Source organism: Actimicrobium sp. CCI2.3 (assembly GCF_035019065.1).
Taxonomy (GTDB): Bacteria; Pseudomonadota; Gammaproteobacteria; order Burkholderiales; family Burkholderiaceae_D; genus Actimicrobium.
The window spans coordinates 227483-236949 of the sequence record NZ_JASJWR010000002.1 but is presented as its reverse complement, the minus strand read 5'-3'; the positions used below and the strand labels follow the sequence as shown (position 1 = coordinate 236949).

The following is a 9467-nucleotide window of genomic DNA, read 5'->3' as shown; positions in this document are numbered from 1 at the left end:
CGCGATTCTATGCGGTCCCTGCTCAAATGATTCGCTCTTCAACCTGAAAAAGGCTTGCTTTTGAACAGAGTATCTACGGAGCCTCGTGAATGCGGGCGGTGCAATGTCCTGCGTTTGTTGCACCTGACGGAGCCTGGTGCTTGGTAGGGTGCAATAACCGTAGGGCATTGCACCGAATGCACACGTGGCCGTGGCCAAGGCCAGCCGGTCAACTCACCCGCGCCCGCGTCATTTTCCGATACACCTTCCACAGCCCACCCAACACCACTGGCACGACCGCTGCACCGACACCGACAAGCACGATCGCACTCAAGTGGTCGCGGATGATCGGGATGTTGCCGAAGAAGTAGCCCGCCACCGTCAGACCGCCGACCCAGGCTACCGCGCCGGTAATATTGTATAACTGGAAGGTAGCAAACCGCATGCCGGAGACGCCCGCCACGAATGGTGCGAAGGTGCGCACGATCGGTACGAAGCGCGACAGCACGATGGTCTTGCCGCCATGCTTTTCATAAAAAGAGTGGGTCCGGATCAGCGCCGCCTGGTCGAGCCAGCGGTAATTATGGGTAAAGACTTTTTGTCCGATCGCCTGGCCGACGAAGTAATTGAGCGTGTTGCCAGTCACCGCTGCCGTGATCAGCAGCGCATTGAGTACCAGCAGGTTCATCTGGCCTTCGGCACTAAAAGCGCCCGCAATGAAGAGCAGGGTATCGCCCGGCAAAAACGGCAACACGATCAGCCCGGTTTCTCCGAAGATGATCGCAAACAGGACTCCATACACCAGTGCGCCGTATTCGGTAATGAAGGCACCGAGGTATTTGTCGATGTGCATGACCATATCGAGCAATTGCATGAAATCCATAGTTTTCCTGAGAGGTATCTTGAAGGAGGGGGCGGAGGACAACTTGAGCCGGAATAGTACACTACCGTCATTCTTGCGCGGCCGGTTTGGCGGTCATGCACCGGTATAATCGACCGATGACTTCTCCTCTCACCGCTCCCCGCTCGATTGCCGCACTGCCCGACCAACTGATCTCCCAGATTGCTGCCGGCGAAGTGGTCGAGCGCCCGTCCGCCGTGGTCAAGGAATTACTCGAAAACGCGCTCGATGCCGGTGCCACCCAGATCACCATCCGGCTTGAACAGGGCGGCATCAAGCGTATCGCCATCACCGATAACGGCCGTGGTATCCCCGCCGATGAAATCCCACTGGCACTGGCACGTCATGCGACCTCAAAGATCACCTCGCTGTCAGACCTCGAAAACGTCGCCACACTGGGCTTTCGCGGCGAGGCACTGGCTTCGATCGCCTCGATTGCGCAACTGACCCTGACCACCCGTACCGCCAGCGCTGCACATGCGTGGGAAATGAGCGGCAGCCAGCCCGCACCGGTGCCCTCGTCCGGCGCGCCCGGTACCACCATCGACGTGCAGGACCTGTACTACAACACGCCGGCGCGTCGCAAATTCCTCAAGTCCGACCAGACCGAATACGGTCATTGCGCCGAGGTCGTGCGCCGCATCGCGCTGTCGCGCCCGGACGTGGCTTTCTCGCTCACGCACAACGGCAAGACCGTCGATCACTGGACACTGACCGACATGGACCGGCGCAGCGCGCACATCCTGGGCAGCGATTTCAGCGCCGCCCGCTTGCCGCTCGATGAAGCCGCCGGACCGTTACGGCTGCATGGCTATGCCGGTTTGCCGACGGCATCGCGCGGGCGTGCCGATGCGCAGTATTTTTACGTCAACGGCCGCTTTGTGCGCGACAAGTTGCTTACGCATGCGGTGCGCTCGGCCTATCAGGACGTGCTGCACGGTGACCGCTATCCGTCATACGTGCTGGCGCTCGATCTCGATCCGGCGCTGGTCGACGTGAATGTGCATCCATCGAAGATCGAAGTCCGCTTTCGCGACAGCCGCGCTGTTCACCAGTTCGTGTTCCATGCCGTCACGCGCGCGCTGTCGCAGACCTCGGCGACTGCCGACGGTTCGGTGCCGGCACCGCAAGCGGCCGGTGCAATGCCGTGGCAAAGCAGGTCGCAACAAGCGCCCCCGGCTTACGCGCAACCTTACACCCGGCAAGGCAGCTTCAGCCAGCAACCCGAACCGGGCGTCGCACAGAACAGCACCCGCTACGGCGCGCTGTTTGGCGACAGCAATGAACCGTTCGAGCAGGTCGCGGTGGCGGGCTGGCAACCGGCTCCGGTGACATCAGGCACCCCATCGAGCATGTCCGGGGGCACGGTTGAATTCCCGCTCGGCTTTGCGCTGGCCCAGTTGCAAGGTATTTACATCCTCGCGCAAAACCTGTCCGGGCTGGTGCTGGTCGACATGCATGCCGCGCATGAGCGCATCCTGTACGAGCAGTTCAAGACCGCGCTCGATACCGACGCTGTCGTCGTGCAACCGTTACTGATCCCGGTAACGTTCCATGCCGACGCCGTCGAGGTCGGCACCACCGCAGAAAACCAGGCGACGCTGGCCGCACTCGGCTTCGACATTGCGGCGCTGTCACCCACCACTCTGGCGGTGCGGGCCATCCCGGCACTGCTGAAGAACGCCGATGCGCAATCGCTGGCACGTGATGTCTTGCGCGATGTGCGCGAATTTGGCGGTTCGCGCGTGCTGCTGGAACGGCGCAACGAATTGCTCGGCACGCTGGCCTGCCACACGGCCGTGCGCGCCAACCGCATCCTGACGCTGCCCGAAATGAACGCATTGCTACGCCAGATGGAAGCCACCGAACGCGCCGACCAATGCAATCATGGCCGGCCGACCTGGGTGCAGATGGCCTTGTCCGACCTCGACCGGCTGTTCCAGCGCGGCCAATGACGATGCCGCGCCTGCCACTGGCGATTGCCATCATGGGACCGACCGCCTCCGGCAAAACCGCCGCTGCACTGGCGATCGCTCGCGTTATTCCGTCTGAAATCATTTCGGTCGATTCGGCGCTGGTCTATCGCGGCATGGATATCGGCACCGCCAAACCCACTGCCGAGGAACGGGCGGCGGCACCGCATCACCTGATCGACATCCTCGATCCGGCCGAGTCCTATTCGGCAATGCAATTCAGAACCGCGACGCTGCAACTGGTCAGCGACATCCTCGCACGCGGCAACTTGCCGTTACTGGTCGGCGGCACCATGCTGTACTTCAAGGCGCTGCGCGATGGCCTCGATACCTTGCCCGAGGCCGACCCGCAAGTGCGCGCCGCGCTCGACGCCGACGCCGCCCTGATTGGCTCGCCGGGCATGCATGCCCGACTGGCACTGATCGACTCCGTTACCGCCGCCCGGCTCAAACCCAACGATGCGCAGCGCATCCAGCGCGCACTCGAAATCCATCAGCTGACCGGCCAGCCAATGAGCAGCCTGCTGGCGCAAGCCGCACCGGTAGAACTGCCGTTTTCGCTACTGCAAATCGGGCTGGAACCATCGGACCGCAGCGCGCTGCACCGGCGCATCGCCGACCGCTTTGATGCCATGCTCGTGCCACATGGCCCCAATCTGATCGATGAAGTCATTGGCTTGCGCCAGCGCGGCGACCTGCATCCGGGACTGCCATCGATGCGCTGCGTGGGTTATCGCCAGGCCTGGGAATACCTCGACGGCCAGATCGACCTGGCCACGCTGCGCGAAAAAGGACTGGCCGCCACCCGCCAGCTCGCCAAACGCCAGCTCACCTGGCTGCGCGGGATACCGGAGCGGCACGTGATCGACTGCCTGGACCCGCAGGCCAGCGCGCTGGTATTGGCCCGGATAGAAATCACCCGCCAACAGCAAATTTCGCCTTGACAGCAAAAGCCGGAAACACGATACTCTCTGGCTGTTTGGTGATATAGCTCAGTTGGTTAGAGCACAGCACTCATAATGCTGGGGTCGGTGGTTCAAATCCACCTATCACCACCAAGAACACGTTTAAAGATGTCCAAAGACGTACATAAAACCCGCAAAAGCCCAGTGCTGATGCGGGTTTTTTGTTTGTGGCCGTCTTTTAGCGTCCATGTACAGCCAAAGTTTTAACGGGTACATTTGCGGGTACCAACTCATACCCACAAAAAAGGTACCCGCAAAATGCCAAAACTCGCCATTCCGCTGACCGACATTCAGCCGCGCACCGCGAAGCCAAAGGAAAAGCCTTACAAACTTGGCGACGGCGGCGGCTTGTTCCTACTGGTGAATCCCGACGGCTCGAAGTATTGGCGCATGAGTTACCGCTTTAACGACAAGGAGCGCCTACTCGCATTTGGAAAGTACCCTGATGTTTCTTTAAAAGATGCGAGGAACAAGCGCATCGCCGCCCGCGAGAAAATCGATGGCGGCATCAATCCGGCAGATGCGAAGCGCTTGGAGAAGACGCAAAAGGCAATCAGCGCCGCCAATACGTTCGAGGCCGTCGCCCGCGAGTGGCACGCCAACAAATTGGAAAGCTGGCAGCCACGGACCGCAACCAATGTTTTACACCGGCTGGAAAAGGACGTCTTTCCTTTAATCGGCCGGTATCCGATTACCGACATCAAAGCGCCGGTAGTGCTGGACATGTTGCGTCAAATCGAGAGGCGCGGCGCTTTGGACATGGCAAAACGGCAAAGCCAAGTGTGCGGGCAAATATTCCGCTTTGCCATCGCCGAAGGAAAAGCCGAAAACGATCCAGTGTCGAATCTACGCGGCGCACTCAAGCCACGCGAGAGAGGACACCATGCCGCCATCACGCCGGATGAACTGCCGGACCTGATTCGGGCATTTGAGAAAATCGAAGGACGCATGTTCGTGCCGACGAAAGTCATGTTCCGGCTGATGATGATGGTATTCGTTAGGACAAGCGAACTGACCGAAACCCCATGGTCGGAAATCGACCTCGAGAACGAATCATGGGTAATCGACTGGCACCGGATGAAGATGGGCAAGAAGAAAATCGGAGCGCGCAAAGTGAACCATCACGTTTTTCTACCGACCCAAGGATGGGCGTTACTGCGCGAACTTCACGCCATCACCGGCGGCAACAAGTATCTATTCCCGAACCAACGTGACCACGATAAACCAGCGACCAACTTCGGAATTCTTGCGGCACTCAAACGCATGGGGTATGCCGGCAAGATGACCGGCCACGGGTTCCGATCGCTTGCTATGGGCGTCATCAAGGAGCGTTTGGGCTACCGGCACGAAGTAGTTGACCGCCAACTGTCGCACGCATCAGGCGACGCGTATGGCGAGGCTTACGACAGGGCTTTGTTTCTGGAAGAAAGGAAAATCATGATGCAAGAATATGGGGACTATCTGGAAACGGCGGCAAAGGGCGGCACCGTTATTCGGGCAAATTTCCGGGCGGCGTGACCGGATCCGGCGGCCGCCGCATTGCCATAACGAAACAGATAGTGTACATTCGACCACTGACTGCTAATACCATTCAGAAAGCAGGAAAACCCCACTGGCTCGAACCGGTAGGGTTTTTCTTAATTACTAATCCAGCAAAGCCGAACAGCAATTGGTATGTTCTCAAAGACTACTATCCGATTGTAAGCACTTCATCCTGAAAACGCAACCACTTTGGTAGCGATTTAGATACAGGGTGAAATACTGTAATCGACGTTCAATGCTTTGCGATCCAAACTAAGGAACGCAACATGTCTATGCCAAACCATCAATTCATGCGGCTCCCCGCCGTAATGTCTACCGTCGGTCGGTCCCGTAGTTCAATTTACCAAGACATTCAAAAAAAGACTTTTCCGGCACCGATAAAAATCGGTCCACGAGCCGTGGCGTGGTCTTCAATCTCGATTATCGAGTGGCAAGAAGGTCGTATCAACGCTGCAAAAACGGCTTGAGGGGAAGACACCATGAACGAAATCGAACAGGCCACCGCGTCAACGGGAGCCACTGAAAACACGCGCCGCGATGATACCAAGATCGCAAAGATGAAAGCACTTTTCCGCACCGGAATATCGCTAAACCGATTCGAGGCCGAACGGTACGGGGATCACTGCTTGAACAGTACGGTGTCGATCCTGCGCGCCGACGGCCTGACGCTGGTCGGCATTTGGGAGAAAGTGCCAACACGCTTTGGAGTGTCGGCTCGCGTCAAGCGTTACCGGCACGTGGCGACGTCCAATCCAGTCGGGGCAGGATGCTGACCATGGCGAGTTCAAAAAAGGGAAAAGACCCACGCGGCGGACACGTCCGTCTGTATTGGCACGTCATTGATAGCAACGCATGGAAGGCGCTTGGTTACGTAGAAATGAGCGTTTGGATCGCCATGCGCCGCCAACTGACCGGCAGCAATAACGGCAACATAGACGCCACCTTAAGCACACTGCGCCACCATGGTTTCAAGTCACCGACGACGATAGCGAAGTCGGTACGGGCGCTACTTGCTGCCGGCCTGATCGCATGGACACGGAAAACGGGCGGACTCACTCACCAAGGCAAAGAGTGCTGTTTGTACCGATTCACTGACGAAGCCTCTTATTCATTTCCGAATAAGGGTGTGAGCGCATCGAAGGCTACGCACGATTACCAACGGTTTCGCACGGTCGCCCACGCCACGGCCGAAATCGACCAAGCGCACACCGATGCGAAGCGCCCGGATCATCCAAATAGCCAAAAGGCAAAGGCCGAAAAAGGAGCATCCAAGCTTCATTTAATGAACAATTCCAGTCCATTAAATGAACCATTCCGGTTCAATCCGCGAACTATGCCGGGTTATGACAGTTCATTAAATGAGCTATGCCATACCGCCGACAAATCCGTCGCAAGCCTTGTCAATGCTGGCTCGCCGACCATTTTCGACGGCAAGAAAAAATCGGGGCGGCATGGTTCAGAATCTGGACACCTTTACATGTTGCCATCCATAGGCAGCGCAAGGGGTGCGAGAGCGTGGCCGCGACTGCCGCCGACCATCTTCCATTGATCAACCGCACACAAGAGAAAATCACATGCAAAAACTGATCAGGTCCAACATCGAGAACGCCCATTCGCGTCATGCCGGCGAACAGTCCGCCAGCCGAACCCGAGCCATCGACCAGCCGCGAACCGCACCGCATCCAACGGCGGCGCAGAACAACGCCGCACCAGCTACCGCTACCGCCGCCAGTCGCTGCCGGGCTTCTGTAAAAGCAGGACATTTGCAATGACGACAAATCAAACGAAAAAGCCGCCGGGCGGGTGGCCGCCGGGGACGAGCGGAAATCCTGCTGGACGCAAGCAGGGAACCGGAGAAGTATCAAAAATCCGTGCGCGCATTTCATCGCGCTTGCCCGAATTGCTCGACGCCTTGATGGTTAGCGCACTGTCTGGCGATGTTGGGGCCGCACGCTTGCTACTTGAGCGCGCCGTGGCACCACTGAAAGCCGCAGAGCTGCCGCAAGTCCTGCACATGCCGGGCGATACTCTTACTGAGAAGGGCCGCGCCGTACTAGATGCCGTGGCCGCTGGTGAGATTGCACCCGGGCAAGGTGCGCTGCTACTGGGTGCCATCGGTGCGATGCTCAAGCTGATAGATGCCGACGAAATGGCGAAAAGAATATGTTTGATTGAAGTCGCTTTGAAAATCCAAGGAAAACAATGAAAACCACCGATAGTATTTACCCGCGCCTCAAACCATCGACTGCCGCCATCATCGTATGGGGCTTGATGAAAGACGACCCGCAGGAAGCCAAAAAAATTGCGACGACTGTTATGTACGAATCTCGAATAGTGCCTGTGATCGAATTTGGCGAAACAATCATTTGGCTTCAGTCAATAACGCAATACTGGGGCGTTTTTCATTGGCGGTTGATGTGTGACCATGTGCGCGCTATGGCTGCCCTGACGCTGTCTTCAAGCGACGCTGACCACATCTCTGGATTGTGCGCTTTACGATTAGCAGAAGCCCGATTGATAGCTTGCGATGAAGCGCTTGATGACGCCGCCGCAAACTTTGGGTTTGACGCACAAACGGCTAGAGAATTAGCGACGGCTTCGCGCTTTACTCCAATCGTTCCTGAGACAAAAAGCGACGATGCGACCAAAATTGAAATTAGCACAATGATTGCTGGCGCTGCTGGCACTGGTCCGACTGGGTGCGGTATGTAAGTAAGCCGAATTGCTTTGCGGTGTCAGCAGTTAAGCCAATACTTGACCGTGGGCCAAGGAAAGCTTTTGAGGAAGACGACACAGTGCAAAAAAAAGAACACATACGGTACGCCTTTTTCAATCTCGGAAATTGGGCGATAGAGTTTCGAGTTTGTGCCCCGCTCCACCGCTTCCCACTCTGCATCGTATGGGCTGATTGGAAGTCGCTTTTCAATCTCATGTACAACACCCCATTTTGCTGTGTTTAGATTCCGGTAGGCGATGATGATCGAGTACCAAAGTATCGTGAGTGTTCCACCTGCCACTGCCAGCAACCACAAGAAATCAACGCTGTCCTTTGATGTCAGATAGCCAACGAAGGCGAGAATCGCTGTGTTGACACTTAGGAAATACGAATTGGCAGTGGTGCGGCGCTGACTGATGCGGTCTGCCATTTCGACATACATTTTGTATTGGTCGAGAAGGTGGGAGTACCATTTTTCATTGTGCGGGTAAGTTTGCCCTTCGGGTATTTCATTCCACAGCGTTGAATGGTCAATTGCCATCAACGCCCCCCGTGAATCAGGGCCTTCAAGTTTTCCCACGTCCAGCTGTATATCTTGTCAGTGCTAGTGGCAGATGTTGGCTTTTTGCAATTACGTTCCTTGTAGCCCTTCAGCAAAAAATACGGCTTCCCTAGCTCTTTAGCAATTTGAAGTTCGATGGCTACCCCACTGGCTGTATGCGTCTTTTCGCCACACAGAACGCACACGATATCTACGTTCCGAAGCTTGACCTTTACCTTGTCTTGCCAGTCGCCCTCCATGTGTTTTTTGACCGAAGAGTCCCAAATATCAAAGGGAGTGTCGTCAAGCTTGGACTGATTGACCAATAGCATCTTAATCGTAGCGTCATTATCGAAATCAAAGCTAACGAATACTTTTTTACGGGCCATGTAGATTCCTTTGTAAGTGGGGTTTCGGGGTTTCGGGGTTTCGGGGTTTCAGGGTTTCAGGGTTTCAGGGTTTCAGTTCCCTAGTATGTACATAAGTTGGCAATATGAAATGCTAAATTGATAATTTATTTCGATTGGTAGGAAATTGCTATCTACTCGGCCGACGGCGATGTTGATCCACTGTCCGACTGCTGGCGCTGACATTGAGCGTAACTTGTAAGAAATATGCTGCGAGCATTTATCAAACTTGGGTATCTGAGGGTACCCATGGTGAACAGCGAGCAAAAAGCAAAAAAGGCTCCAAACCTAAGCCTGTAACCCCTTGAGGCTATTATTTTATTCTGGTGCCGACGGCCGGCTTCGAACTGACCAACTGATGATTAAAAATCAACCGAAGACCGCCGGGAACGCTACCGTCAAAGCAAACACTATGGCCGCCGATAATTCGATAGAAAATTATC

General features: G+C 56.1%; 12 protein-coding genes and 1 tRNA gene. 10 read left to right on the top strand and 3 right to left on the bottom strand.

The genetic code is table 11. The features are described from left to right. Nucleotides 1-208: 208 nt before the first annotated feature. Entirely contained in the window at nt 209-862 is a 654-nt protein-coding gene (locus QN370_RS02390) for a VTT domain-containing protein (RefSeq protein ID WP_322128793.1), read from the bottom strand. A 116-nt stretch (nt 863-978) separates the two neighbouring features. Here QN370_RS02390 and mutL point away from each other — a divergent pair, with 116 nt between their 5' ends. The 10 genes from mutL to QN370_RS02340 all read left to right on the top strand — a co-directional run bounded on the left by mutL (nt 979) and on the right by QN370_RS02340 (nt 8072). Then, nucleotides 979-2835 (top strand): DNA mismatch repair endonuclease MutL, encoded by a 1857-nt coding sequence (gene mutL / locus QN370_RS02385; RefSeq protein ID WP_322128794.1) that lies wholly within the window; start codon nt 979-981, stop codon nt 2833-2835. After that, nucleotides 2832-3797, top strand: a complete 966-nt coding sequence (gene miaA / locus QN370_RS02380) for a tRNA (adenosine(37)-N6)-dimethylallyltransferase MiaA (RefSeq protein ID WP_322128795.1) — start codon at nt 2832-2834, stop codon at nt 3795-3797. The genes mutL and miaA overlap by 4 nt, the downstream gene beginning before the upstream one ends. Nucleotides 3798-3834: 37 nt before the next feature. Continuing rightward, nucleotides 3835-3911 (top strand) — tRNA-Met (locus QN370_RS02375). A 165-nt stretch (nt 3912-4076) separates the two neighbouring features. Further along, entirely contained in the window at nt 4077-5336 is a 1260-nt protein-coding gene (locus QN370_RS02370) for a tyrosine-type recombinase/integrase (protein ID WP_322128796.1), read from the top strand. Nucleotides 5337-5626: 290 nt separating this feature from the next. Beyond that, nucleotides 5627-5827, top strand: a complete 201-nt coding sequence (locus QN370_RS02365; RefSeq protein ID WP_323581661.1) for a helix-turn-helix transcriptional regulator — start codon at nt 5627-5629, stop codon at nt 5825-5827. A 12-nt stretch (nt 5828-5839) separates the two neighbouring features. Further along, on the top strand, nt 5840-6133 hold the full coding sequence (locus QN370_RS02360; RefSeq protein ID WP_322128797.1) for a hypothetical protein: 294 nt from the start codon (nt 5840-5842) through the stop codon (nt 6131-6133). Between the two features lie 2 nt (nt 6134-6135). Continuing rightward, a complete protein-coding gene (locus QN370_RS02355; RefSeq protein ID WP_322128798.1) occupies nt 6136-6909 on the top strand; it encodes a hypothetical protein in 774 nt (257 codons plus the stop codon). A gap of 25 nt (nt 6910-6934) precedes the next feature. Further along, on the top strand, nt 6935-7132 hold the full coding sequence (locus QN370_RS02350) for a hypothetical protein (protein ID WP_322128799.1): 198 nt from the start codon (nt 6935-6937) through the stop codon (nt 7130-7132). Beyond that, a complete protein-coding gene (locus tag QN370_RS02345) occupies nt 7129-7566 on the top strand; it encodes a DUF5681 domain-containing protein (protein ID WP_322128800.1) in 438 nt (145 codons plus the stop codon). The genes QN370_RS02350 and QN370_RS02345 overlap by 4 nt, the downstream gene beginning before the upstream one ends. Beyond that, complete coding sequence (locus tag QN370_RS02340; RefSeq protein WP_322128801.1) at nt 7563-8072, top strand: hypothetical protein; 510 nt, start codon at nt 7563-7565, stop codon at nt 8070-8072. Before QN370_RS02345 ends, QN370_RS02340 begins: the two co-directional genes overlap by 4 nt. Before the next feature lie 23 nt (nt 8073-8095). Here QN370_RS02340 and QN370_RS02335 read toward each other — a convergent pair whose 3' ends face one another. Both QN370_RS02335 and QN370_RS02330 read right to left on the bottom strand, forming a co-directional pair. Then, nucleotides 8096-8617, bottom strand: coding sequence for a hypothetical protein (locus QN370_RS02335; RefSeq protein WP_322128802.1), 522 nt, complete (start codon nt 8615-8617; stop codon nt 8096-8098). Then, nucleotides 8617-9006 (bottom strand): TIR domain-containing protein, encoded by a 390-nt coding sequence (locus QN370_RS02330; RefSeq protein WP_322128803.1) that lies wholly within the window; start codon nt 9004-9006, stop codon nt 8617-8619. Before QN370_RS02330 ends, QN370_RS02335 begins: the two co-directional genes overlap by 1 nt. Nucleotides 9007-9467 lie beyond the last annotated feature (461 nt).